Source organism: Cronobacter dublinensis subsp. dublinensis LMG 23823 (genome assembly GCF_001277235.1).
GTDB lineage: Bacteria > Pseudomonadota > Gammaproteobacteria > Enterobacterales > Enterobacteriaceae > Cronobacter > Cronobacter dublinensis.
In genome coordinates this window covers 941,794-965,736 of the sequence record NZ_CP012266.1, presented here as the reverse complement: position 1 = coordinate 965,736, position 23,943 = coordinate 941,794, and the positions used below count along the sequence as shown (strand labels likewise).

Annotated in this window: 28 protein-coding genes and 1 pseudogene; 16 read left to right on the top strand and 13 right to left on the bottom strand. The window is 55.5% G+C overall.

The window, feature by feature from the left end; all coding sequences use genetic code 11:
* Positions 1 to 17: 17 nt before the first annotated feature.
* Positions 18 to 935 (bottom strand): SDR family NAD(P)-dependent oxidoreductase, encoded by a 918-nt coding sequence (locus AFK67_RS04455; protein ID WP_007720580.1) that lies wholly within the window; start codon positions 933 to 935, stop codon positions 18 to 20.
* A gap of 397 nt (positions 936 to 1,332) precedes the next feature.
* A complete protein-coding gene (locus AFK67_RS04450; protein WP_007720589.1) occupies positions 1,333 to 1,920 on the bottom strand; it encodes a TetR/AcrR family transcriptional regulator in 588 nt (195 codons plus the stop codon).
* A 142-nt stretch (positions 1,921 to 2,062) separates the two neighbouring features.
* Here AFK67_RS04450 and AFK67_RS04445 point away from each other — a divergent pair, with 142 nt between their 5' ends.
* Positions 2,063 to 2,467, top strand: a complete 405-nt coding sequence (locus tag AFK67_RS04445) for a RidA family protein (protein ID WP_038884116.1) — start codon at positions 2,063 to 2,065, stop codon at positions 2,465 to 2,467.
* A 41-nt stretch (positions 2,468 to 2,508) separates the two neighbouring features.
* Here AFK67_RS04445 and gap read toward each other — a convergent pair whose 3' ends face one another.
* The 5 genes from gap to AFK67_RS04415 form a co-directional block, all read right to left on the bottom strand.
* Complete coding sequence (gene gap, locus AFK67_RS04440) at positions 2,509 to 3,519, bottom strand: type I glyceraldehyde-3-phosphate dehydrogenase (protein ID WP_007720594.1); 1,011 nt, start codon at positions 3,517 to 3,519, stop codon at positions 2,509 to 2,511.
* Between the two features lie 78 nt (positions 3,520 to 3,597).
* The gene (locus AFK67_RS04435; RefSeq protein ID WP_007720598.1) at positions 3,598 to 4,578 is read right to left on the bottom strand and encodes a GlxA family transcriptional regulator; all 981 of its coding nucleotides are present in this window, start codon (positions 4,576 to 4,578) and stop codon (positions 3,598 to 3,600) included.
* Between the two features lie 242 nt (positions 4,579 to 4,820).
* Positions 4,821 to 5,117, bottom strand: a complete 297-nt coding sequence (locus AFK67_RS04430; RefSeq protein WP_007720601.1) for a hypothetical protein — start codon at positions 5,115 to 5,117, stop codon at positions 4,821 to 4,823.
* A gap of 359 nt (positions 5,118 to 5,476) precedes the next feature.
* Positions 5,477 to 5,920: a DUF943 family protein gene (locus AFK67_RS04420; RefSeq protein ID WP_032967108.1), complete on the bottom strand. Its 444-nt coding sequence runs from the start codon at positions 5,918 to 5,920 to the stop codon at positions 5,477 to 5,479.
* Complete coding sequence (locus tag AFK67_RS04415; RefSeq protein ID WP_071602757.1) at positions 5,913 to 6,533, bottom strand: YPO3983 family protein; 621 nt, start codon at positions 6,531 to 6,533, stop codon at positions 5,913 to 5,915. Before AFK67_RS04415 ends, AFK67_RS04420 begins: the two co-directional genes overlap by 8 nt.
* A 79-nt stretch (positions 6,534 to 6,612) precedes the next feature.
* Between AFK67_RS04415 and AFK67_RS04405 the strand changes: the two genes are divergently transcribed.
* Positions 6,613 to 7,733 (top strand): IS3 family transposase gene (locus AFK67_RS04405; RefSeq protein ID WP_085958808.1). Its coding sequence is split into 2 segments (ribosomal slippage): positions 6,613 to 6,871 and positions 6,871 to 7,733, totalling 1,122 coding nucleotides; the frame shifts between segments, so codons are not numbered across the junction.
* Here AFK67_RS04405 and AFK67_RS23345 read toward each other — a convergent pair.
* Complete coding sequence (locus AFK67_RS23345; protein ID WP_071882610.1) at positions 7,726 to 7,941, bottom strand: DUF3289 family protein; 216 nt, start codon at positions 7,939 to 7,941, stop codon at positions 7,726 to 7,728. The two genes, AFK67_RS04405 and AFK67_RS23345, sit on opposite strands and share 8 nt — an antisense overlap.
* 393 nt (positions 7,942 to 8,334) lie before the next feature.
* Here AFK67_RS23345 and AFK67_RS04400 point away from each other — a divergent pair, with 393 nt between their 5' ends.
* The 10 genes and pseudogenes from AFK67_RS04400 to AFK67_RS04360 all read left to right on the top strand — a co-directional run bounded on the left by AFK67_RS04400 (position 8,335) and on the right by AFK67_RS04360 (position 16,963).
* The gene (locus AFK67_RS04400; RefSeq protein ID WP_007733527.1) at positions 8,335 to 9,393 is read left to right on the top strand and encodes a dipeptidase; all 1,059 of its coding nucleotides are present in this window, start codon (positions 8,335 to 8,337) and stop codon (positions 9,391 to 9,393) included.
* A 111-nt stretch (positions 9,394 to 9,504) separates the two neighbouring features.
* Positions 9,505 to 9,582 (top strand): pyrroloquinoline quinone precursor peptide PqqA, encoded by a 78-nt coding sequence (gene pqqA, locus AFK67_RS21530; protein ID WP_071601127.1) that lies wholly within the window; start codon positions 9,505 to 9,507, stop codon positions 9,580 to 9,582.
* 57 nt (positions 9,583 to 9,639) lie between these two features.
* A complete protein-coding gene (pqqB, locus tag AFK67_RS04395; RefSeq protein WP_038884154.1) occupies positions 9,640 to 10,548 on the top strand; it encodes a pyrroloquinoline quinone biosynthesis protein PqqB in 909 nt (302 codons plus the stop codon).
* Between the two features lie 8 nt (positions 10,549 to 10,556).
* Positions 10,557 to 11,312 carry a pyrroloquinoline-quinone synthase PqqC gene (gene pqqC / locus AFK67_RS04390; RefSeq protein ID WP_007733524.1) on the top strand — a complete coding sequence of 252 codons (756 nt, stop codon included), beginning with the start codon at positions 10,557 to 10,559 and terminating at the stop codon, positions 11,310 to 11,312.
* Complete coding sequence (pqqD, locus tag AFK67_RS04385) at positions 11,312 to 11,590, top strand: pyrroloquinoline quinone biosynthesis peptide chaperone PqqD (protein ID WP_007733523.1); 279 nt, start codon at positions 11,312 to 11,314, stop codon at positions 11,588 to 11,590. Before pqqC ends, pqqD begins: the two co-directional genes overlap by 1 nt.
* Positions 11,583 to 12,719, top strand: a complete 1,137-nt coding sequence (pqqE, locus tag AFK67_RS04380) for a pyrroloquinoline quinone biosynthesis protein PqqE (RefSeq protein ID WP_032967672.1) — start codon at positions 11,583 to 11,585, stop codon at positions 12,717 to 12,719. The genes pqqD and pqqE overlap by 8 nt, the downstream gene beginning before the upstream one ends.
* On the top strand, positions 12,716 to 14,863 hold the full coding sequence (pqqF, locus tag AFK67_RS04375) for a pyrroloquinoline quinone biosynthesis protein PqqF (protein ID WP_038884157.1): 2,148 nt from the start codon (positions 12,716 to 12,718) through the stop codon (positions 14,861 to 14,863). Before pqqE ends, pqqF begins: the two co-directional genes overlap by 4 nt.
* A gap of 235 nt (positions 14,864 to 15,098) precedes the next feature.
* Positions 15,099 to 16,024, top strand: a pseudogene (locus AFK67_RS04370) (peptidoglycan-binding protein).
* Positions 16,021 to 16,452, top strand: a complete 432-nt coding sequence (locus AFK67_RS21525) for a lysozyme inhibitor LprI family protein (RefSeq protein WP_071602759.1) — start codon at positions 16,021 to 16,023, stop codon at positions 16,450 to 16,452. The pseudogene AFK67_RS04370 and the gene AFK67_RS21525 overlap by 4 nt, the downstream one beginning before the upstream one ends.
* Positions 16,453 to 16,507: 55 nt before the next feature.
* The gene (locus AFK67_RS04360) at positions 16,508 to 16,963 is read left to right on the top strand and encodes a DUF3828 domain-containing protein (protein ID WP_007713344.1); all 456 of its coding nucleotides are present in this window, start codon (positions 16,508 to 16,510) and stop codon (positions 16,961 to 16,963) included.
* Positions 16,964 to 17,001: 38 nt separating this feature from the next.
* On the opposite strand, the gene AFK67_RS04355 is transcribed toward AFK67_RS04360, so the two are convergent.
* The gene (locus AFK67_RS04355; RefSeq protein ID WP_038884160.1) at positions 17,002 to 18,597 is read right to left on the bottom strand and encodes an ABC transporter substrate-binding protein; all 1,596 of its coding nucleotides are present in this window, start codon (positions 18,595 to 18,597) and stop codon (positions 17,002 to 17,004) included.
* A gap of 117 nt (positions 18,598 to 18,714) precedes the next feature.
* On the opposite strand from AFK67_RS04355, the gene pepT reads away from it, so the two are divergent.
* Positions 18,715 to 19,944 carry a peptidase T gene (gene pepT / locus AFK67_RS04350; protein WP_038884163.1) on the top strand — a complete coding sequence of 410 codons (1,230 nt, stop codon included), beginning with the start codon at positions 18,715 to 18,717 and terminating at the stop codon, positions 19,942 to 19,944.
* Between the two features lie 9 nt (positions 19,945 to 19,953).
* On the opposite strand, the gene AFK67_RS04345 is transcribed toward pepT, so the two are convergent.
* The 3 genes from AFK67_RS04345 to AFK67_RS04335 form a co-directional block, all read right to left on the bottom strand.
* Positions 19,954 to 20,235, bottom strand: coding sequence for a hypothetical protein (locus tag AFK67_RS04345; RefSeq protein ID WP_007713335.1), 282 nt, complete (start codon positions 20,233 to 20,235; stop codon positions 19,954 to 19,956).
* 101 nt (positions 20,236 to 20,336) lie between these two features.
* Entirely contained in the window at positions 20,337 to 20,711 is a 375-nt protein-coding gene (locus AFK67_RS23335) for a putative T6SS immunity periplasmic lipoprotein (protein ID WP_235047926.1), read from the bottom strand.
* The gene (locus AFK67_RS04335; protein WP_032966536.1) at positions 20,708 to 21,268 is read right to left on the bottom strand and encodes a hypothetical protein; all 561 of its coding nucleotides are present in this window, start codon (positions 21,266 to 21,268) and stop codon (positions 20,708 to 20,710) included. Before AFK67_RS04335 ends, AFK67_RS23335 begins: the two co-directional genes overlap by 4 nt.
* Before the next feature lie 352 nt (positions 21,269 to 21,620).
* On the opposite strand from AFK67_RS04335, the gene AFK67_RS04330 reads away from it, so the two are divergent.
* Positions 21,621 to 22,064, top strand: a complete 444-nt coding sequence (locus AFK67_RS04330) for a lysozyme inhibitor LprI family protein (RefSeq protein ID WP_007713327.1) — start codon at positions 21,621 to 21,623, stop codon at positions 22,062 to 22,064.
* Between the two features lie 157 nt (positions 22,065 to 22,221).
* Positions 22,222 to 22,665 (top strand): lysozyme inhibitor LprI family protein, encoded by a 444-nt coding sequence (locus AFK67_RS04325; RefSeq protein ID WP_038884179.1) that lies wholly within the window; start codon positions 22,222 to 22,224, stop codon positions 22,663 to 22,665.
* An 81-nt stretch (positions 22,666 to 22,746) separates the two neighbouring features.
* Here AFK67_RS04325 and AFK67_RS04320 read toward each other — a convergent pair whose 3' ends face one another.
* Positions 22,747 to 23,316 (bottom strand): hypothetical protein, encoded by a 570-nt coding sequence (locus AFK67_RS04320; protein ID WP_007720171.1) that lies wholly within the window; start codon positions 23,314 to 23,316, stop codon positions 22,747 to 22,749.
* A gap of 178 nt (positions 23,317 to 23,494) precedes the next feature.
* Here AFK67_RS04320 and AFK67_RS23165 point away from each other — a divergent pair, with 178 nt between their 5' ends.
* On the top strand, positions 23,495 to 23,650 hold the full coding sequence (locus AFK67_RS23165; protein ID WP_085958827.1) for a YlcI/YnfO family protein: 156 nt from the start codon (positions 23,495 to 23,497) through the stop codon (positions 23,648 to 23,650).
* Positions 23,651 to 23,943: the final 293 nt, after the last annotated feature.

Here is a 23,943-nt window from a genome sequence, read left to right as displayed (position 1 = left end):
CCCGGCGGGTTTCACCTTTAGCGGTCTTTATCCTCTTCCTTCATGCGCGCCCGAATGCCGCCGTCGATGGTCGTCGTGTCGGCCATCGGCTGATAAATCGCACCGGTCGTTGGCGCCAGCGGTTGCGCTTTTTCCACCGAGCGGCTTATCACCTTCGCCGAGAGTTTCTCGGTCATGTCCGGGAACAGATGGTGCGACAGGTTAGACGAGCGCGCCTTCCAGCCCACCGGGATCTCCTCTTCCGGTTTGAAGCAGGCTTTGACCATCGCGTCGATCACTTTCTCCGGCGAGTCCATCGCGGCCATGCGCGGCGCGTGGCCGGTATAGTTGGCGGCGTGGGTCCACCACGGCGTATCCACCGCCCACGGCATGATGGTCGCCACTTTGATGTCGTTATAGTCATTGAGCCGCAGCTCTTCGTTGATAGTGCGCCCGAGGCTCAGGACCGCCGCTTTGGTGGCGGCGTAGCTCGACTGAAACGCGAGCGGCACTTCGCTGTCCACGGAGCCGGTGTTGATCAGCACGCCGAAGCCCTGGGCAATGAAATGTTTTACCGCTACGTGCGCGCCGTAGATGACGCCTTTGAGGTTTACATCCACCAGACGTTCGTGATCGGCCAACGGGATCTCCCAGAACCAGCCGAGCGCCCCAATGCCGACGTTATTGATCCAGACGTTAATCGGCCCGAAGCGCGCGATCGCCGCCTGCGCCAGACGCTCCACCTGATCAGGCTGGCTGACGTCCGTCTCCACCGCCAGCGCGTGGCCGCCACCGGCGTTGATCTCCTGCGCCAGCGCCTCCAGCGCCTCACCCCGTCGCGCCGCCAGCACCACATTCGCGCCGCGTTTCGCCAGCGCTAACGCCGCGCCACGCCCAAAACCGCTCGACGCCCCGGTGATGACGATGGTGGTGTTGATCATTCGCTCTTCAGACATACCGGCCCCCTTTAATCAGCAGATTGCCGCACCGCCACAGGCTTGCAGGACGGCGCAGCCCCGCTTTTAGTCTGGACCGGGATGCGCAGAACGCAAAAAGGATGGTTTTTTAGCTGCCCGCTAACCCTGAAATTAAAACGGCTTCGTTTAAGGGGAACGGGGTATAAAGGGGTCCGGTCAGTGCCATTGTTATTCCCCGATGCTTACTAAAAATCATAATAACAACTGTATGCTCTGGTGGGCTTTCGCTTCTGTCATTGTCAGCCTGTTTTATACCGTCAATCCTCGCTGTGACGTCTGGACTGAAAGAAACCCGTCGCGACTTATCAATTTTTTCGATTTCGCTGACAAAAAAGGATGGCCCAAGCCATCCTTTTTTCGCATAAACGCAGCCCACTCAGGCGCGCAGACCGCCTGCCAGCAGCGTAAAGGCGTCGATCATCTTCGGCAGCGCCTGCTGCGGATCGGGGCTTGCCGCCACCCACAGCGCGGCATTGAGCGCCGCGCCGTTCAGCAGCCGCGCGGCGGCGTCGGGATCGACCGGTTTGATAACCCCGCTCTCCATCATACGGATAACCGTCTGGCGCGTGGCATCAAGGCAGCTGTTCTGGCTTGGCCACTGCGCCGGATCGCCGAGAAACGCCGGGCCGTCCAGCAGCACGATGCGCCGCACTTCTTCATCCAGCGCCATCCGGATATACGCCACGCCTTCGGCAAGCAGCGTCGCCCAGTCATCGCCGGCGTTCGCGGCAGCGGCCTTCGCGCGCTGCGCCATCTCGCCATCCACCTGCGCCACCACGGCGGCGAGCAGCCCTTTTTTATCGCCGAAATTATGATACAGCGCGCCGCGCGTCAGGCCGACGCTCGCGGTGAGTTCATCCATTGAGGCGGCGGCAAAGCCTTTTTCGGCAAACCCCTTACGCGCCGCCGCAATGAGCTTCGCGCGGTTTTCTTCCATCGTGTCGATGCGGCGTCTTGCAGCCATAACTCCTCCATTTCACATACGGATCGTATTTCAATTGACATACGCGGCGTATGTATGATTATTATTCACATACGCCACGTATATTAAATCAATAACCGGCGCGTTGCATCCGCCTTGCGCCTGACCGATAAGAGGAACCGCTATGATTGCCCGTGAACCTGTTTTCCCCGCTCACCGCCATGCGCTCTATGAAGAACACGGCTACTCCGCCGCTATTCGTTCCGGCGACCTGCTGTTTGTCTCAGGGCAGGTCGGCAGCCGCGCCGACGGCACGCCTGAGCCGGATTTCGACGCCCAGGTGCGCCTCGCCTTTGAGAACCTGCGCGCGACGCTCGCCGCCGCGGGCTGTACGTTTGACGATCTGGTGGATGTCACCACTTTTCATACCGATCCGCAAAACCAGTTCCCGACGATTATGGCGGTCAAGCAGGCTATTTTCCCGCAGCCGCCATTCCCGAACTGGACCGCCGTCGGCGTCACCTGGCTTGCGGGGTTTGATTTTGAAATCAAGGTGATCGCCCGCATCCCGGACGCGCCGCGCGCATAAAAAGAGGATGGCATCAGCCATCCTTTTTCAGCAGCAATGCGTTACAGCCCACGGCGCGCCATGAACAGCGCCAGATCCACCAGCCGGTTGGAGAAGCCCCATTCGTTATCATACCAAGCGAGGATTTTGACCATATTGCCGCCAATCACCAGCGTCGAGAGACCGTCGATAATGGACGAGCGCGGATCGCCTCGGTAGTCGCTGGAGACCAGCGGCTCGTCGCTGTAGCCGAGAATGCCTTTTAGCGGCCCGTCCTGGGATGCGTTCAGGAACGCGGCGTTGACCGCTTCCACGGTGACATCACGCTCAAGCGTGACGGTGAGATCGACAATCGAGACGACCGGCACCGGCACCCGCAAAGAGTAGCCCGTCATGCGACCATCCAGTTCCGGGATCACTTTGCCGATCGCCTTCGCCGCGCCGCTGGAATAAGGCACGATGGAGAGCGCCGCCGCGCGGGCGCCGCGCAGGTCTTTCTCGGGCTGATCGTGGAGCGCCTGGCTGTTGGTGTAAGCATGCGTCGTGTTCATCAGGCCGTGACGGATGCCAAACTGCTGATGCAGCACCTGGGCGGCAGGCGCGAGGCCGTTGGTGGTGCAGCTGCCGTTGCTGACCACGCGGTGTTGCGCCGGATCGTACTGCTCATGGTTAACGCCCATCACGATGGTCAGGTCGTCGTTTTTGGCCGGTGCCGAGATGATGACACGCTTCGCGCCGCCTTTCGTGATGTGCGCTTCGGCCTGCGCTTTATCGGTGAAGAAACCGGTGGCTTCGATGACAATCTCTACGCCCACGCTGCTCCACGGAATATTGCCGGGGTCGCGCTCGGAGAAGACGCGAATGGCGCGCCCGTCGAGCTTAAGTTCGCCCTCGCCCGCCTCTACGGTCGCAGGCAGCGTGCCGAGCAGGGAGTCATGTTTGAGCAGATGCGCCAGGGTTTTGCTGTCGGTGAGATCGTTAATCGCCACCACCTGAAACGCCTCATTGCCCAGCGCGGCGCGTAATACGTTGCGGCCGATACGGCCAAACCCGTTAATGCCAACCTTAACCATGATAAAGCTCCTCTGTTAACGTTCTGTAGAGAGTGTGTAACAGAGGAGAGATGGCGTAAATGACGAGATTAGATCACTTTACGCCAGAACGCGGGCGCAGAAGCGTTCGCGGTATTCAGACGGGGTAAGATGCAGATTGCGCTCAAAGACGCGCCGCAGGTTAATGCCGTTGCCGAAGCCGCACAGGGTGGCGACCTGCTCAACGCTTTCGCTCCCCTGCTCCAGCCGCTGGCGGGCGGCGTCAAGGCGCGCCTCTTCGACATAGCGCGCGGGCGACACGCCGGTTTCACGGGTAAAGACGCGGGTGAAATTGCGCGGACTCATCGCCACGTGCTCCGCCAGCCGCTCGACGCTGAGGTCGTGCGCCAGGTTTTCGAGGATCCACCCCTGAAGGTCGCGGATCGGGCCGGGCGTTTTCGCCTGCGTCAGCAAGTAGCGGCTGAACTGCGACTGCCCGCCGGGGCGGCGCAGGTACATCACCAGCTCCTGCGCGACGTTGCGCGCCAGTTCAAACCCACCGTCTTCCTCCAGCAGCGCAAGGGTCAGATCAAAGCCCGACGTGACACCGGCGGAGGTCCAGATGTCGCCATCCTGCACATAGATAGGCCCGCGCTCCACGGTCACCGCCGGGAAGCGCGCGGCGAGCGTATCGAGCATCCGCCAGTGGGTCGTGGCCCGTCGCCCGTCCAGCAGACCGGCCTGCGCCAGCAGCAGCGCCCCGCCGCACACCGAGACCACGCGTCGGGCATACGGGGCCGCCTGCGCGAGCCATTGCGCCACCTGATCGCCCTCCTCTTCCGTGAGACCGCGGCCAGTCACCATGATCGTGTCGAACGGCGTTTGCGGCGCGAGATCGCACAGGCGATGCTCCGCCAGCAGCTTAAAGCCGGAGGCGCCGTGAATGACGTGGTGCGGCTGCGTGGTGGCGAGCGTCACCTGGTAATGCGGCTCAGGCGCGGACGCGGGCCGCAGCTGATTGGCGCGGGTAAAGATATCCGCGATGCCGGTCGCTTCAAGCAGCATGCCCCCTTCCGGGGCGATGATCAGAATCGTTTTCATGTCCTGAAAAATACGCTTTATACAAATTAAGTCAACATGAGCGCTTTACCGCCCGGCGTATTCTGAGCGTCGCGTGCGTGAACTCTGCGGCCGTCAACAGGGATAACCCGTGATGAAATAAGGACAATCGCAGGGAAATACGCGAAGCGGAAAAAGTAGAGACGGGAGAACGGGCGCGGTGGTGTCGCGAGGCCGCGTTATTGTCAGAAAGGGTTCCCGCTGCCAGCGCAGCGGGGCAAGCCTTACTTGCGCGATTGCCAGTCGCGTTCGCAGTGTTCCTTCGCTTCGGCCAGTAAGTCACGCAGTTCCGGCGCGCCGTCGCTGTAGCCGTAATCCATCGTGCTGCTGGCGGCCTGCTGCTCCTGCTGCGCGGCGAAGCGGATCTCATCCTGCTGCGGCTGCCATTCGCCGCTGTCGTCGCGCACAAACCGCGTGGCGTACTGCGGCTGTTTGTCGTCCTCGCCGTAAATTTCATATTTACACTCAGGCGCGTTTTCCGGCCCAAATTCCAGGGTATCAATCAGATGTGACTCTGCCATCGTGCCTCCTTCAACAGGTGAAAAATAAAGGGTAGTACAGGGAAGCGGAATGCGCCGGTGGCGTGTAGAATAACCGAAGCGCGGAACGAGAGATAAATAAGGAAAAGTGCAGTGCTGAGAAAAATTATTTTCTTTTTCGTTGAGCCGTACTTACATTACGTCGCCATTTTATTTATTGTGCTCGGCGCCGTTATTTTTGATTTTATTGTTCCTGAGTATGCCGGCCCATTGACCTTTATGTGGCTGGTGCACGTTGTTTACTGGTTTGTGAAATATGTGCCCCCGTATGTGAAATTTAGCAAATAATCCGCATTCAGGTAATACCTCTGCACACTCTGTGCACAGAGGCCATCACCCTATTATTCCTCCCGCAGCGTCAGCTTACCATCGGGCGTTTCTATGTACATATTCCTGTCAACACCGTAAAAAACCTTTTTATTGACATTGCCATGAATCATCAAAGCAATATCATTATAAATACAACGTTCTTTTCTTTTTATATCATCAAAGCAATGGTAATCGTCAACAGAGCCATCATTACTGCCAGTTGGCAAACTTTCATAGCCGTCAAAGTTCATTATTATTACATAAAAATTCTCTTTATTTTTAATAACACCATACTGTTCCTGAAGGCGATTTTGATTTTCCTTCCACCATTTTATTTTACCTTTACTGGTCACTGGTAGATTTTCAACATATACAGCACTGCCATCAACCCTAATAACTTTCGTGGGCGCAATCAAACGCCAAACCAGCCATGCAAAGCAAAAAAACAATGCGGTAAAAATCGCTTTTTTAAACATTACACTTACCCGTTAATGTCACTTTCGCTTCAAAATTAGTGAAAAACGGTTTAAAAGCAAACCGATTGAAACGTTGTAATACAAACCAAATTCTGAAGAAGGTAAAAGCACTAAATTGCGGTTTATTAATATCATCCACATCAAGGCCAAAATGGTCCTGTGCTTTAAAACGAATAACGGCAGTATATTTACCAGAATCAAAGAATAGTGACTCAACACTCACTTCCGTACTATTAATATCATGTACTGACACACCCATTCCATTGATACAGGACTGCCAACCAACAAACTTTGGCAAGCGCGCCCGTCGGATATACTCACTAAAAACCTGAGGCGTTAGCACGCTTTTTTTATAGTCGAAACCATCAAGAACTTCTTTTATAACATTCAACACACTATCATCAGACTTATCATTAAGGATAGTTTCCTTATAAGCCTGGTTCATCTTTAAATCATAGTAATCCTTACCATCCTTATAATGCATATGATCTATCAACTTAACGATAAGACCTTTATAGGTCCCCATGAAGGAGAAAGTTCGTGACTGAGTTTTGAAGTCAGCAAAAAGCATTTCAACTACTCTCTCTTTTGTATACGGCGGAAGTCGACGCAAAGCAGGGTTGACCTGCTCCCCGTTGATTAATACACCGCGATGTTAGTAATGTCTTCATAAGCCACATGAGGACATCCCCATGAAGAAGCGTTTTTCCGACGAACAGATCATCAGTATCCTCCGCGAGGCTGAAGCCGGGGTTTCTGCCCGTGAGCTCTGCCGTAAGCACGCCATTTCCGACGCCACCTTTTACACCTGGCGCAAGAAGTATGGCGGTATGGAGGTGCCCGAGGTTAAGCGCCTGAAGTCGCTTGAGGAAGAGAACGCCAGACTCAAGAAGCTGCTTGCCGAAGCCATGCTGGATAAGGAGGCGCTTCAGGTGGCTCTGGGGCGAAAGTACTGACGACAGGCCAGAAGCGGGAAGCCGTTGAGTTTATGTGTGATGCAACCGGTCTGTCGCAACGTCGAGCCTGCAGGCTTACAGGTTTGTCTCTGTCGACCTGCCGCTACGAGGCTCAGCGTCCGGCGGTTGATGCGCATTTATCAGAGCGCATTATTGAGCTGGCACTGGAGCGCAGGCGTTTTGGCTACCGCCGCATCTGGCAATTACTGCGCCGTGAAGGCCTTCAGGTTAATCACAAGCGCGTGTACCGTCTTTATCATCTCAGCGGGCTGGGCGTAAAACGCAGACGACGTCGTAAAGGACTGGCAACGGAACGTCTGCCGCTGCTCCGCCCGGAAGCGCCCAACCTGACCTGGTCGATGGATTTCGTCATGGACGCACTGGCCACCGGTCGCAGGATAAAGTGCCTGACCTGTGTGGACGACTTCACGAAGGAGTGCCTGACAATTACCACAGCATTCGGGATTTCAGGCGTTCAGGTCACGCGTATACTGGACAGCATTGCACTGTTTCGAGGCTATCCGGCGACAATAAGAACTGACCAGGGGCCGGAGTTTACCTGCCGCGTACTGGATCAATGGGCCTTTGAGCATGGTGTTGAGTTGCGCTTAATCCAGCCGGGCAAGCCAACGCAGAACGGATTTATTGAGAGCTTTAACGGACGATTTCGCGATGAATGTCTGAATGAGCACTGGTTCAGCGATATCGTTCACGCCAGGAAAATCATTAATGACTGGCGGCAGGATTATAACGAGTGTCGTCCACATTCGGCACTGAATTATCAGACGCCATCAGAGTTTGCAGCACGGTGGCGAAATGAAAAATATGAAGATAAACAAACCGACATTACTAACTGACGGTTGTATCTAATACTGGGGGCAGGTCAGGGTGATCATAAGGCGAACGATAAGTACAGTAATCAATGAAAGGAGACACTTGATATAGTTTAAACCGTTTTTTTAGCGTTTGTTCATCAAAATCGCCGCACTGCATGTCGTCAGCGTTCCGATCGTTAAAAGGTTTTTTAGTTGTGAAAATAGTTAAAGGCCTTATTAGCGCATCCATAGCATTATTTCCCTCTTTAAATGGTTCGTGAAGCGCACATTATACAACCCCTTGTAAGTCATCAAATCGTCTCATAAGAAAACTCTTTCTAATGTCACAAAAAAACAAACATTGCCAGTACTCTGGATGCTCTTTACATATACAATAAGCAATAATTATAAATATCAAAAATGTCTCAAATACTTCAAACGTATTCAGCATGAGGAATCAAATTAATATTGTCATAATCAATACCAAATAATTGAAAGCAGTAATCGGTTTGCAAAAAACCTTCTGAAAATACAATAGAGCAGCCCCATAGCCCAACGCCTCAACCAAACCGCACCCACGTTTAAGCGCATCCCCCTTTCCCATGCCACAATACGTTCACCGTTTGTTTACACCGGAGCGCCGATGCACGCCCTTCACTCCTCTTTTTCAGCCGTGTTTGACGGCCATAACGATCTGCTGCTGCGTCTGTGGCTGCGCGCTGAAAGCGAGCCTGTCGGCGCGGTGTTCAGCGGCCTTGAAGGCGGTCATCTGGATTATCCGCGGATGCGTCAGGGCGGTTTTGCGGGCGGGCTGTTTGCCGTGTTCGTGCCGCCGCCGGAGTATGTCGCGCAGATGCGCAACCTGCCGCTGGCGGATGCCGAAACGATGCACGATCCGCTCGCCATCACCCAGGCGCAGATAGCGCTGTTCCAGCAGATGGCGCAGGCGTCCGACGGGAAGATGCGCGTCTGCCTGAGCGTGGCGGATATCGAGCAGTGCATCACGGACGGCGTGGTAGCGCTGGTGCTGCATATCGAAGGCGCGCAGGCGATAAATGCGCAGCTCGAACCACTCGACGCTCTGATAGCCCAGGGCGTACGCAGCATCGGGCCGTTCTGGAACCTGCCGAATGCGTTTGGCGAAGGGGTCAGCGGGCCGTTCCCCGGCTCGCCGGACACCGGCACCGGGTTAACGCCTGCGGGTAAAGCGCTTATCCGCGCCTGTCGCGAACGTCATCTGCTGGTGGATGTCTCGCACATGAACCAGAAGGCGTTTTTCGATACCGCGGCGATTGGCGGCGGGCCGCTGGTGGCGACGCACTCCAACGCCCACGCGCTCTGCGCGCAGCCGCGCAACCTTACCGATGAGCAGCTGGCGGCTATTAAAGCGAGCGACGGCCTGGTGGGCGTCAACTTCGGCACCGCCTTTCTGCGCGCCGACGGGCAGCGCAACGGTGATACGCCCTTATCTGAAATTGTTACGCACGTTGAGTATCTGATTACTAAACTGGGTGAAGACCGGGTGGCGTTCGGATCGGATTTCGACGGCATCAGCCTGCCGGATGCGATGGGCGACGTCACCGGTTTACCGCGTCTGATGGAGGCGCTGGCAGTGGCCGGGTTCGATGCGCCGCTGCTCGAAAAGCTCGCCTGGCGCAACTGGTTGCGTGTTCTCAGGCTCGCCTTTGGAGAAACGCAATAAATGGCTAAGCATTTAAGTTGCGATCTGGATCACATTTACGCAACATAAGCGCGCCGGTAATCGGTTTCACCAGGGTGATGAAAAATCACCCATTTTATGAGGAGTAAGACTATGACCACGTGGACTAAACCTGCGTTTGTTGACCTGCGCCTGGGTCTGGAAGTGACGCTGTACATTTCCAACCGTTAATCGCCTGTGCCCGCGGCATCGCGGGCACCTTTTCTCTTTTCCTTTCCGGTTCGACACATGCAGATCAAAGTTCTCGGCTCGGCGGCGGGCGGCGGTTTCCCTCAGTGGAACTGCAACTGCGCCAACTGCCAGGGCGTGCGTAATGGCACGATAAAGACCTCCGCCCGTACCCAGTCCTCTATCGCCGTGAGCGATGACGGTAAAAACTGGGTGCTGTGCAACGTCTCGCCCGACATTTGCCACCAGCTTCTCGCCTCACCCGAATTGCATAATCCCGAGGTGCTGCGCGGCACCGGCATCGGCGCGATTATTCTCACCGACAGCCAGATCGATCACAGCGCGGGATTACTCAATTTACGTGAAGGCTGCCCGCACCACGTCTGGTGCACGCCGGAAGTGCATGAGGATCTGAGCACCGGTTTTCCGGTCTTCCCGATGCTCACCCACTGGAACGGTGGGCTGATTCATCACGCCATCGCGCCGCTGGAACGCTTTCAGACGCGGGTCTGTCCGACGGTGCAGTTCACCGCCATTCCACTCCTGAGCAACGCGCCGCCCTATTCGCCCTACCGCGGCCGCCCGCTGCCGGGCCATAACGTGGCGCTGTTTATCGAAGAAGAAGGCGGCAAGAGCCTGCTCTATGCGCCGGGGCTCGGCGAGCCGGACGACACCATTCTGCCATGGCTTGAACGCGCCGATGTACTGCTGATTGACGGCACGCTGTGGCGCGACAACGAGCTTGCCGCCACCGGCGTCGGCCACAACACCGGCAAAGCGATGGGCCACCTGGCGCTCTCGGAAGAACAGGGGCTCGCGGCGCTGCTGGCGCGCCTGCCGGCGGAGCGCAAAATTCTTATTCATATTAACAATACCAACCCGATCCTCAACGAGGACTCGGCGGAGCGCCAGTTCCTGCACCAGCAGGGCATCGAGGTGAGCCACGACGGGATGGTAATCGCGCTGTAAGAGGCTTTATGACCGAGCAACGACTGCTGACGCCCGACGAATTCGAGGCGGCGCTGCGCGCGAAAGGCGCGTTCTATCATATTCACCACCCCTATCACATCGCCATGCATAACGGCGAGGCGACCCGCGAGCAGATCCAGGGCTGGGTGGCGAACCGGTTCTATTATCAGACCAGCATTCCCATCAAGGACGCCGCCATTATGGCGAACTGTCCGCACCCGGAAGTGCGCCGCCAGTGGGTGCAGCGCATTCTCGATCACGACGGCTATGACGGCAGCGAAGGCGGCATTGAAGCCTGGCTGCGGCTTGGCGAGGCGGTCGGGCTGTCGCGCGAGTCGCTGCTCTCCGAAGAGCGCGTGCTGCCGGGCGTGCGCTTCGCGGTAGATGCCTATGTTAACTTCGCCCGCCGCGCCAGCTGGGAAGAAGCCGCGTGCAGTTCGCTCACCGAGCTGTTCGCCCCGCAGATCCATCAGGCGCGGCTCGACAGCTGGCCGCAGCACTACACCTGGATCGACGCGCAAGGCTATGACTATTTCCGCAGCCGCTTAAGCCAGGCGCGCCGCGACGTGGAACACGGGCTGTCGCTTGCGCTGGAGTACTGCAATACGCTGGAGCGCCAGCAGCGAATGCTGGAGATTTTACAGTTCAAGCTCGACATCCTCTGGAGCATGCTCGACGCCATGACGATGGCCTGGATGCTGGACAGAGCCCCTTATCACACCGTCACCCGCGAGCCGGTGTGGCACAAACGGAGACTGGTCTGATGCAGCCTGAACGCCATCATATTCCGCACTTTCGCCGCGGTTACCGCCTGCAATGGGAAGAGGCGCAGAACACGCATGTGATCCTCTACCCGGAGGGCATGGCGAAACTGAACGAGAGCGCGGCGGCCATTCTGCAACTCGTGGACGGCCAGCAGACCACGGGCGCGATAATCGACGCGCTGGAGGCGCGCTTCCCGGAGGCGGGCTCGCTCACCGACGACGTGCTGGGCTTTCTGGGCCTGGCGTATCAACAAAAGTGGGTGATTTTCCGTGAGTGACGCGAAACCCGTGAATCCGCCGCTGTGGCTGCTGGCGGAGCTGACCTACCGCTGCCCGCTGCAATGCCCCTATTGCTCGAACCCGCTCGACTTCGCCGCCCAGGAAAATGAGCTCACGACGGAGCAGTGGATTGACGTCTTTCGCCAGGCGCGCGCGATGGGCGCGGTGCAGCTCGGGTTTTCAGGCGGCGAGCCGCTGGTGCGTAAAGATCTGCCGGAGCTTATCGCTGCCGCGCGCGGCATGGGTTTTTACACCAACCTCATCACCTCCGGCATCGGGCTTACCGAGAAAAAGCTCCAGACTTTCGCCGATGCCGGGCTCGATCATATTCAGATAAGCTTCCAGGCGAGCGACAAGACGCTGAACGCGGCGCTGGCGGGCAATGAGAAAGCGTTTCACCAGAAGCTCGCGATGGCGAAAGCGGTGAAAGCGCTCGGCTACCCGATGGTGCTGAACTTCGTGCTGCACCGCCATAACATCGACCAGATCGACCGCATCATTGAGCTCGCCATTCAGCTGGAGGCGGACGACGTGGAGCTTGCCACCTGCCAGTTTTACGGCTGGGCGCACCTCAACCGTGAAGGGCTGCTGCCGACCCGCGAGCAGATCGCCCACGCCGAGGCGGTGGTGAAACAGTACCGCGAGAAGATGGCCGACACCGGCAACCTCGCCAACCTGCTGTTTGTGACGCCCGATTACTACGAAGAGCGCCCGAAAGGCTGCATGGGCGGCTGGGGCGCGATTTTCCTCTCGGTGACGCCGGAAGGCACCGCGCTGCCGTGCCACAGCGCGCGCCAGCTGCCGGTGAAATTCCCCTCGGTGCTGGAACAGTCGCTGTCGCATATCTGGTATGAGTCGTTCGGGTTTAACCGCTACCGCGGTAACGACTGGATGCCGGAGCCGTGCCGCTCGTGTCCTGAAAAAGAGCAGGATTTCGGCGGCTGCCGCTGCCAGGCGTTTATGCTGACCGGCGATGCGGCCAACGCCGACCCGGTGTGCAGCAAATCGCCGCACCACGGTACGATCCTCGCCGCGCGCGAAGCCGCGAACCAGACGCAGATGGGCATTGGCGACCTGCGTTTTCGCAACCGCGCTAACTCGCAACTCATCTTTAAAACGCCGCAATGACCCGCACTCTCCGGCTCGAAAACGGCGTAACGCTCACGCTTATCCACCAGCCGCAGGCCACGCAGGCGGCGGCGCTCTGGCGCGTGAACGCCGGCAGCCTGCATGAGCCGGACGCCTGGCCGGGGCTCGCGCACCTGCTGGAGCATATGCTGTTTCGCGGCAGCGACGGTTACCCGGATGACGAGCGCCTGATGCGCTGGGTGCCAGACCAGGGTGGGCGGCTTAACGCCTCCACCCGGCTGTGCCAGACCGCATTTTTCTTCGAAGCGCCTGCGCAGGCGCTTAAGCCCGGGCTTTCGCGCCTTACCGATATGCTGGTCGCCCCGCGCCTGGCGCCCGGGGCGCTGATGCAGGAGACAGCGGTGATTGACGCCGAGTACCGGCTGCTGGCGCAGGATGCCGCCACCCGGCGCGAGGCGGCGTTGCTGGCCTTAACGGCGGGCGATGCGCGGCTGACGCGCCTGCGCATCGGTCATCAGGCGGCGTTCGGCGACGATGCCCCGCGGCTGCGTGCGGCGTTAAGCGCATTTCATGAGCAGCACTATCACGCCGCGAATCTGCACCTCTTTCTCTGCGGCCCGCAGCCGCTGAATGAGCTCGAAACGCTGGCCCGCGAGGCTGCCGCGCGTATCCCGCCTGGCGTGGCCGCGCCGCTGGCCATTAACGCCCGCACGGGCGGCTCGGGCGCGCTCGCCCAGCCAGGGTTTGCGCAGCTGGAACTGAGCTTTTTACTGCCGGCTGACGTGCGCCCTGCTCTGCGTCTGCTGGCGCATGCCCTTCACAGCGAAGCGCCCGGCGGGCTGATGGCGGCGCTGCGCGAGCAGGCGCTCGCCGATGACGCCACGCTTGAGGCCGACGCGCTGGACGACGCCACGCTCTGGCTGCGTCTCGCCTTCACGCTCGCGGACGAGACGATAAACCCGGCCCGCGTGGACGCGCTGTTTCACCGCTGGCTGGCCGCCCTCGCCGCGCTGCCGGAGGGCGCGCTGTCGCCGCTGCGACGGCTCGCCGATGAGGATTTCGCCGCGCTGGGACCGATGGACACCCTGCGCGCCCACGCGTTCGGCCTGCCGCCGGTGGAGGCAAAGGCGCTGCCTGCGCTGCTGGCAGCACTCCGGGCGCAGCGCCCGACGCGACTATGGCTGGCTCCGGACGTCAACGGCGCGCCGGTCAAGACACAGGGGCTGAGGTTGATGCTTGGGGCGTTTCCGGCCACGCACGACGCCCTGCCTGTAAACACTGAATTTTCCCCCGCGCCGGTCTTCCCACCCGCACTCGCCGTGGCGCTGCCGGGCGACTGCGCGCCGCTCGCGTGGCAGCCCGGCGCTGAAACGGTTGCACTGACGCTTACGCCCGCGCCGGGCACCGTCGTCAGCGAGCGTCGCGGCATGGAGCTCCTCTCACGCCTGCGCCCGCTGTGCGACCGGGCGCGCCTCGACGGCGGCGCGCTGCAGGTGGGGCTGGCGGACGGGCGCTGGCGCATCGCGCTTTCCGGCAGCGAGCCGCTGGTTATCACTATCCTTACGGAGATGATGACGTACCTGTGGGAGCCGGATGAGCGCTACACCGCCGAAGCTGAACGGCTGGCGCAGCGCGCGCAGGCGCAGGAGAGCCAGGCCATCGCGGTGCGCCGCCTGCTGGCGCAGCTGCCCCGCGAACTGCGGATGGCCACGCACGTTCCGGGCACGCAGGCGTGGCAGGCGACGCTTGAGGGCGGCGGCCCGCTCCTGCACGACGCCCTCGCGCGCCGCTTAAGCGATTTCCCCTTCCCGCTCGTCACCCCGGCGCCGCCGCGCCCGCTGCCCACGCCGCGCCGCTTTACGCTGCCCGCCGCCGGGCCCGACAGCGCCCTGCTGCTGTTTGTGCCGCTGCCATCTTCGCAGCGCACGGCCGCCGCCGCGCTCCACGCGCCGTTTTTTCAGCATATGCGCGTGGACCAGAACATCGGTTACGTGGCGCAGTGCCAGTGGCACGCCTGCGCTGGCTACGAAGGGCTGCTGGCGCTGTTACAGTCGCCGCACCTTACGCCCGATGCGCTGTTACGTGAGACCGCCGCGTTTTTTGAACGTCAGGGTGACGTCTGGCGCGATGTGATGTCGCAGGCCTGGGTGGGAAGTGTGTCGGCGGAAGGTGCGGAGCGATAACTTAGCATAATTCTGAATAATATATTCCCCCCCCAAAAAAACACTTCACCGATGAGAATAAGTTAAACCTGTTTAATTATTCTTTGATAATAAAATAGCCAAAATAGAATCAGAAAGATTGTGATTGAAATTAATATAATGAAAATATTATATAGAATGACAAATTCATTCTCATTGTAAATATCATTATAAAATATAATCATCATATTTTTAAGTTATATAATTCACACAGGGAATAACAGTGAGGCATCATCATAAACCACGTATTTTAGATTAACTGATTCTGTCGGCGCATGTGGTACAAATAACCGCGAGGATGTTGCAAAGATTCAAAAAAGCATTATTGAGGCGGGTTACAGTCGGAACACTGGCCGTAATATAAAGAGTGATGGTAAATGCTCTGCTGACACTATAGAGGCTATTCGATGGTATCAGCGGCTTTTGAATATTTCTGTTACCGGCCTGGTTAATCCCACTGATATTTGGTTCCTTGAAGCTATGGAGAATGCTTCTTCTTTGAGACGAAACCATACAAGCAACGGGATATTGTCAGTAAGAGAAGGACAACTTACGTTTGATTATGAAGGCGTAGATTATATTACTGCCGTTGATCCTTTCCGACAGCCAACTCGTATGCCTTGCTTTTCTCGTATATTACATCATCCAGCCATTAGCTCAGGTGTAACGATAGGCCGAGGCTATGATATGAAAAAGAGAAGCGCAGGAGAAATATTATTTACGTTAAGACAGGCTGGGATTGAAGAATACAAATCGCAGATTTGTGCTAAAGCCTCCTTTTTATCTGGTAAAAAAGCCTCCTCTTTTATTGAGCTTTACGGACCATTGGTCGGTGAGATAACACATCAACAACAAATACGGCTTTTTGAATTATCTTATAAGGAGAAAAAGGACTATGCAAAAAATATTTATGAACGTAGCGCTGCTGATATAAAAAATGCTCTTCGCTGGGAACAGATAGAGTTAAGGATTCGCGACGTATTTGTAGACACAATTTACCAAGGGAATAACACCGCAAAAGAAATGGCAATAATTATAGCTAAAGATCAAAGCAGAAATGGTATTATAGACTATCTTCGCAATGACATTTATCAGAAAAAAGACTCTCAAAGACTGGCCCTAAGGTTGAGGTATCTTCAGTGAAAAGATTCTTATTTTTAATCAGCTTATGCTCGCTATGTATAACAGCCGCTGCGACCCCTCTTCACCACCCGGCCGTTGAGCGCTGCATAAAACAGTATGGTGAAAACAGTGATGAATGCCTGGGTACGCTAAACGATCGTTCTCAGCAAGCGTTAAAGAAAGCTTTTGAAGCAAAACTCAGCGAGATTAACGCATTCGATTTTACCCGATGGTGGAGAGGCTCACAGGCGCAAAAAGACCAGATGATTGCCACGCTTAAGAAAAATCAGGCGGCATGGCTGTCGTACCGGGACGACTATTGCGGGCTGGTGACAACTGCTGATCAAGGAACCCATGCTTTCAGCGAGAATATGCTGAGTTGCATCATAAATATGAATAGCGAACGGGAAAAAGCGTTATCGGCCATTCAGCTAGCCCCGGCAGAATAAAGGGGGCTTTGTTGATTGGGTAAATTTAAAAAGGAAGCGTGTTTAAGAAACGAATATGACAAATCGCCTCTTTATGGCCTTACTCTGGCCGCTGGTTTCACTGGCAGCCGCGAACGATGTACCGGCCCCCGTTACGGCCGCCGTACAGTTTAATCAGTGGTACATCGAGCAGGTTGCACGCGGCAAAGCGCCTCTGACCGATTACGCCGGGCTAAGCCGCTATGTCACCGCCGGCACCCTTCAAAAACTTAAAGCGCAGGCAGCCTTAGATCCGAATGACTATGACGTCCCGGACGTAGATATGTTTATTAAGGCGCAGGGCGTGGGCGATGACTGGCAGCAGATCACCGCCGTCGCCAGCGATGCGGATGCGGCATGCAATAATGTCTATATCGCGTTTGGCAAAAAACAGGATCACATCGTGATTGATTGCATGGTTGAAGAAGGGAATGTCTGGAAAGTGCAGTCGGTGGCGAATGTGGCATTCTCCCGTAATCTCCCTCACCCTTAGCCGTTTTAAAACCGCCTCCGCAGAGGCGGTTTCCCGCCTTATTTTTTAAGATCCACCTGATAAAAAATGTGTTTGCCGAACGGATCGACTTCATAGCCGGTGACGTTTTTGCGTACCGGCTCGAAGATCGTTGAGTGAGCGATCATCACGGCGGGCATTTGATCGTGCATCATCTGCTGCGCCTGCCGGTAGAGCGCTTCGCGCGTCGGGCGATCGCTGGTGGCTTTCGCCTCGCTGATGAGCTTATCGAACGGCGCATAGCACCACTTCGCGGAGTTCGAGCCGCCGTTGGCGGACTGGCAGGTAAAGAGCGGGCCGAAGAAGTTATCCGGGTCGCCGGTGGCGGTCGTCCAGCCCATCAGCGCCGCCTGATGTTCGCCGCCTTTCACGCGTTTTAAATATTCGCCCCATTCATACGTGACGACATGCGCTTTGACGCCGATTTTCGCCCAGTCGGCCTGGATCATCTCCGCCATGCGTTTGGCGTTCGGGTTATAGGGCCGCTGCACGGGCATCGCCCAGAGATCGATAGTAAAGCCGTCCGGCATGCCCGCCGCTTTCAGCAGCGCTTTGGCCTGTTCCGGCGCGTAGTCATAATCTTTTAAGCCCTGATCCGCGCTCCAGACGCCCGGCGGCAGGAGATTTTTCGCCGCTGTCCCGGTGCCCTGGAATACGGCGTCGATAATCGCAGGCTTGTTGATGGCCATTGCCAGCGCCTGGCGCACTTTGACGTTATCAAGCGGCGGTTTCTGGGTGTTGAACGCGAGGAAGCCTGTGTTCAGCCCCGATTTGCTCAGCAGGTTAATCTGCGGGTTTGCCTTCATGCGCGGCAGGTCCGCCGGATTCGGGAACGGCATCACCTGACACTCGTTTTTCTCAAGCTTGGCGTAGCGCACCGAGGCGTCCGGCGTGATGCTGAACACCAGCCGGTCGAGCTTTGCTCTGCCCTGCCAGTACTGATCAAACGCTGTAAACAGGATGCGCGAATCTTTCTGATACTGCGCGAGCTTAAACGGCCCGGTGCCGATCGGATCCATGTCCACGCGCTCCGGCGTGCCGGCTTTCAGCATCGCGTCGGCATATTCCGCCGACAAAATAGACGCGAAATACCAGCCAAGATCGGCCACGAACGGCGCCTCGGGGTGGGCGAGCGTGAAGCGCACGGTGTGGTCATCCACTTTATCGATAGCCGTGATGAGCTTGCCGAATTCCAGACTTTCAAAGTTGGAGTAGTTACCGTTCGAGACGTTGTGGTACGGGTGTTTCGGGTCCTTCTGGCGCATAAACGAGAAGATGACGTCGTCGGCGTTGAAATCGCGCGTTGGTTTGAAATATTTGTTGCTCTGGAATTTCACGCCCTTGCGCAGATGGAAGGTGTACGTTTTGCCATCGTCGCTGACTTCCCAGCGCTCCGCGAGGCTCGGCACGAGTTCGGTGGTGCCGGTTTTAAAATCCACCAGCCGGTTATAGACCGGCACGGCGCTGGCGTCGACGCTGGTGCCGGAGGTATAGAGCTGCGGGTTAAAGTTTTCCGGCGAGCCTTCAGAGCAATAGACCAGCGTACTCGCGCCCGCAGCGGCGCTGGTCGTCAGGGCGGCGAGCGCCAGCGCGTGAATCGTGTGCTTGCTAATCATCGTAATTCCTTTATGTTTTTTATTTCGTGCCAAAGGAGTCTGATTCTTCGTCACTTCATCAATAACATTAAAAGCACAACGCAAACACCTGATAACACAAATAAAGAAGGATCCACCATGCCATCACCGCTCGGCAGTCAATTAACCCGTCGCTTTTTTCGCTACCTGGCAATCACCAGCCAGAGTGATGCGTCCGCCACTACCCTGCCCAGCACGCCAGGCCAGCATGAGATGGCCCGTGCCCTCGCCGAAGAGCTGCAAACCCTGGGCCTGGAACAAATTATTATTGATGAGCACGCGACCGTTACCGCGGTGAAAAAGGGCACGGTGCCGGGCGCGCCGCGCATCGGTTTTATCACCCATACCGACACCGTGGACGTCGGACTGTCGCCGGAGATTCATCCACAAATCCTCACGTTTACCGGTGAAGATCTCTGTCTGAACGCGAAAGAAGATATCTGGCTGCGGGTGAACGAGCGTCCGGAAATAAAAGCCTACCCGAACGAAGAGATTATTTTCAGCGACGGTACCAGCGTGCTCGGCGCGGACAATAAAGCAGCGGTGACGGTGGTAATGACGCTGCTGGAGAACCTGACGCCGCAGATGCGTCACGGCGATATCGTGGTGGCGTTTGTGCCGGATGAAGAGATTGGCCTGCGGGGCGCGAAGGCGCTGGATCTTGCACGCTTTGACGTAGATTTCGCCTATACCATCGACTGCTGCGAGCTGGGCGAAGTGGTGTATGAGAACTTTAACGCGGCGCAGGCGGAGATCCGCTTTACCGGCGTGACGGCGCACCCGATGGCCTCGAAAGGCGTGCTGGTGAACCCGCTGCTGATGGCGACCGATTTTATCAGCCACTTCGACCGCCAGGAGACGCCGGAGCACACCGCCGGGCGTGAAGGCTATGTGTGGTTTAACGGTATGCAGGCGAGCCAGAACAGCGCGACGCTGAACGCCAGCATCCGCGATTTCGACCTTCAGGCTTTTGAGCGCCGTAAACAGCAGCTGCATGACGTGGCGCAGAACATCGCCGCCGCGCACCCGACCGCGAAAGTGGACATCACCATCAGCGACGTTTACAGCAATATCAGCAACGCGATTGGCGATGACCGCCGACCGATTGACCTGATTTATCAGGCGCTGGAGGCGCTCGATATACAACCGAAAACCATCCCGATGCGCGGCGGCACCGACGGCGCGGCGCTCTCCGCGAAGGGATTATTAACGCCGAATTTCTTTACCGGCGCGCATAACTTCCATTCACGGTTTGAGTTTCTGCCGGTGAAATCGTTTGAGGCGTCGTATCACGTGGCGCTGAAGATCTGTTTGCTGGCGGCGGGGTAACTACTGGACTTAAGATGACGCAGGCCTGACCCGGTTCACGCCGCGGTTGCCTGCTTCATACCCCAAAAACGTGCCGTTTAACGCATCGATATAAAACCGCACCGGCGTAGAAAAGACAAAATCCATCCAGGCACCGGTTTCTGCCATACCGTCGTCGAGCGTCGACACAATAAAACAGAGTGTTTCATCAAGCCGGCCTTTCGTTACCGCCAGGTTTTTCTCATTCCAGCTTAAGCGATACTGTTTCGCACAGGCTTTTGCGATGCGCAGGGCTTCGTATTTAATGATCACTGTTGCAGGCCTTCCAGCACTTATCGGGTTGTATACTATGCCAGGCCGTGCGGTTTGCCGTCACGTTGCTTCAACGTGTTATATAGCGCCTGCATGTTCGATTATTCCTGAATGACAGCCAGCCCTTGCCCCGTTGTAAATGTTGATTGGTACTGACGCGCGTCTTTCGCGTTGATAACGGTCGCAATCAGCACTGTATAAGATTTTCCTGCAACGAAGTGAAACCCTTTAACGGGTAAACACTCCACGTCGGCAACCCAAACCGGGTGAGCAACGTCATAATGAATAATAGTGCTGGAGGGCCTGGCGCTTTCCATGATTTCCATCCAGTCGAGCCTTTCGCCCTGTTGTGCCGGCACGCGGATGCAGATATTGCCACTGACTGCTGTCACGCTGGCCGCAAGCCTCGGCGGTAATGTGACACAGCCTGCCAGCATAAAGAACAGTACCGATGTACAGAGGCTTAAACGAATCATGAGCGCTTTCTTCCGTAAATGATTTTTTCGTACAAGCCGATAAGATCTTGTGGCCTGTCAAGCCCACGATATTTGCAAAATCGCCCCGGAATATTCTGTCGCTGAAAGTTCCATTCACCAAAACCTTTAACAATGAGTAGCCAGTAATCAGCGATAATGGAAGCTTGTTGTTCAAGACTATACTCGACCAATGTGCTTCTATCCAACCGGTAATGATAATCAGCAGCCCAGCTAAATAACCCTCGCATTCTGACCCACATACCATGTTCACGTTGCCACACATGTGCTAGTTCATGGATGAATGTATGCTTCAGTAGTGTATCGACCTGAGGAACGGAATAATCCGCCCGGTAAAATGGCTCTCTGAACCAAATCTCGCCATTCGGTGCCATTGCCGTAAATTTATTTTGCAAACCGAAAGGGAGATAGCTGTCATAATGTATCCAGACCCTGGGCCAGGTAATAGCATTACCATAAACCTTTTTGGCCATTGCTATCTCTCCCCCCGTTATGAGACGTAACTTCCCTTCCTGAATACTTTGATTTTCCTTTTTCATGGCAAATACCTTTTATAACGCGCTGCCTTGGCATATCGCTTACAGCATTCCTTTCATCATCATGAAGAGCTGAACTTATAATAAATGCCTTTTCTTTTAAATTTTTTGAAAAAATAACATTTCAGAATTTGCTTCAGACGAACACGTAACAAGATCTGTTATTAAGGAAAAAGGGCCTTGCCAGTAATCATTTTCACAACATCTTGTCATATGAAATTACGCATTGCTTTTAAGACTGCTTGTGGGGAAACTATCGTAGAGATGAAAGAGCGTGACTCATCTTTTCATTTGTAGCAGAAAAGTGGTTCGCTCACATTAAAGGAAAAATGCTAAAAGTAAGGGATTTACTGTAATGAAAAAAATAGCCTTTATCATTTCTTTGCTGCTGGTCAGCTACGCTTCGCTGGCGGCAGATGAAAAAGACATTACCGCGGATAACGCCGTCGACCAGTGCCTGGATAAGTATTACGAATTCAGCAGCGAATGTCTGGAAGATCTAAACGATAAAACCGAAGCCGAACTTAAAAAGGCGTATGAGACGAAGCTCAAATCGCTGGAGCGTGTTGATTACACTAAATGGTGGATGGGCGATGAAGACCGTAAAAAAAGGATGATTGAGGCCTTTCGCAAAAGTCAGCGTGACTGGCTGACCTACCGGGACGGTTATTGCGACGTAGCGACTACCGCAGCGCAGGGTACTCACTTTCTCGGTGCGGCGTCGGTAGGTTGTAACATCAATATGAACAAACGGCGCATTAAAGAGATACAGCTAATCGTGGTTGAGACGACCAGGTGAAGAACCCTGGCTACCAGTGGCAACGCGTCTGGCAGGGTAACAAGATTTTTATCCTAAAGAGACACCGGTTAATGGCGGCTACGCGCGTAAAATGGCGGTATTCAGGATTCAGGATTCAGGATTCAGGTTAAAGACTCAACGTAAGAGATTTACTGCAATAAAAAAAATCGTTTTTATCATTTCTGTGTTGCTGGTCAGCCACGCTTCGCTGGCAGTTCAAACAACAAACGTAACGCGAAACGATGAAGTGAAAGCCTGCGAAGAACAATATGGCGATGAGAACAGCGAATGCTTAGGCGACATTGATGATAAATCCACCAGGGCACTCAATAAAGCTTACGCGGACAAGCTTAAGGAGATGGAGAACTTTGATTACACTAAATGGTGGATGGGCGATGAGGACCGCAAAAAACGGATGATTGAATTATTCAAAAGAAGCCAGGCCGAATGGCTCAAATATCGTGATGATTATTGCGGCGTTGCAGTGGCAGAAGCAGCGAGCACGCACTACCTGGGAAATGCCGCCACGGCCTGTAACATCAATATGAACAGACAGCGTATTAAAGAAATACAGATGCTTCACATAACGAGCCTGGAATAAAAGGTTTTTTAATCCCTTTCTGATTATTGCATTGTACTGGCGCGCCAGATAAAGAAAGGCCGGGAACCCCCGGCCTTTTTGTCAGTTCAGCGGCCCGGCAGGTTGCCCGGCACAGTCTTCATAGCCCTCTCCGGTGCGCACAAAACAGGGCGCTCTCACAAATTCCCCCAGATGATGAACGAGATCGAACAACAGCCCGGTAAGAGGTTTCGCGGTTTCCTGGGCGAGCGCGCGGCTGATGAGCGCCATATTCAGCGCCTGACAGTAGCGGCTCAGCATCTGCGCGTCGCTGCCGATGCAGAACGGCACCTCTGAAGGGAGCGACTCGGCCGTCAGTGAAGCAAACAGATGCGCTGGCACCGGTCTGTCGAGCGCGGCCGCGAGGGATTCCAGCATCAGCGCCAGTCTCCCGGCCAGCGCCAGAAACAGCGTCGTGTCTTCGCATTCAATCAGCTCACAGACCGTCTCTTCACACAGCGTGGCGAGCGTGAAGAAATCCATTTCCGCCGTGATCGGCCCTTCGCACAGCGTATGCAGGCTCAACATTCTGGAATGCGCCGACGGCGGCATCGGCGTGGCGGGAGCGTTCAGATTGAGATTATGGCCCTCATTTTCAGGGCGTGCGGGTGTGTTACTATTGACGTTAGCCATAGCGTTAGTCCTATTAACGTTTGTGGTCAGAGGCCCGGAAGTGTTGGCGCACTTTCGGGTCTCGCTTATTGAGCCGGTGGGCTCAGATAAGGCAAACATTACTCGTAGTGTGTCCAACACTGCAATCTTGAAAAGTGTGTTATTAAAGACAAAACGTTCAAATCAGAGGATGACAAGAATGGCCACCAAAGCGATTAATGGAAAGTCTCCAACTCTCGCTGCTTGCGTACCACATGAAATTGTGCGGGAAATGCAAAAGGTGCGAAAAGAAGGCGAGAGTATTGGACAGTTTGTTGTTGAGGCTTTGCGAAAAGAAATAGAAAATAGAAAATAGAAAATAGAAAATAGGAAATAGAAAAAATTGGACATCAACAAATGCATCTGAATGGGAAAAGAAAACACTTAATTAAATAGACACCTCTCAAGATTTTTAACCCCGGCCTTAAAGCGGGGCATCCATCATATAATACAGTCGTTAATCTATTTTTTGTTCCCAAGTCTCATTGCCTGTCCCTGCCGCATTTCTTCATACCACTTTTAAAAACACTTTATATTTTTATTAGAAATATTGAGCATTGTCATTAAATTTAAATCCTGACATATTATCAAACATCTGACGGAGGCCGA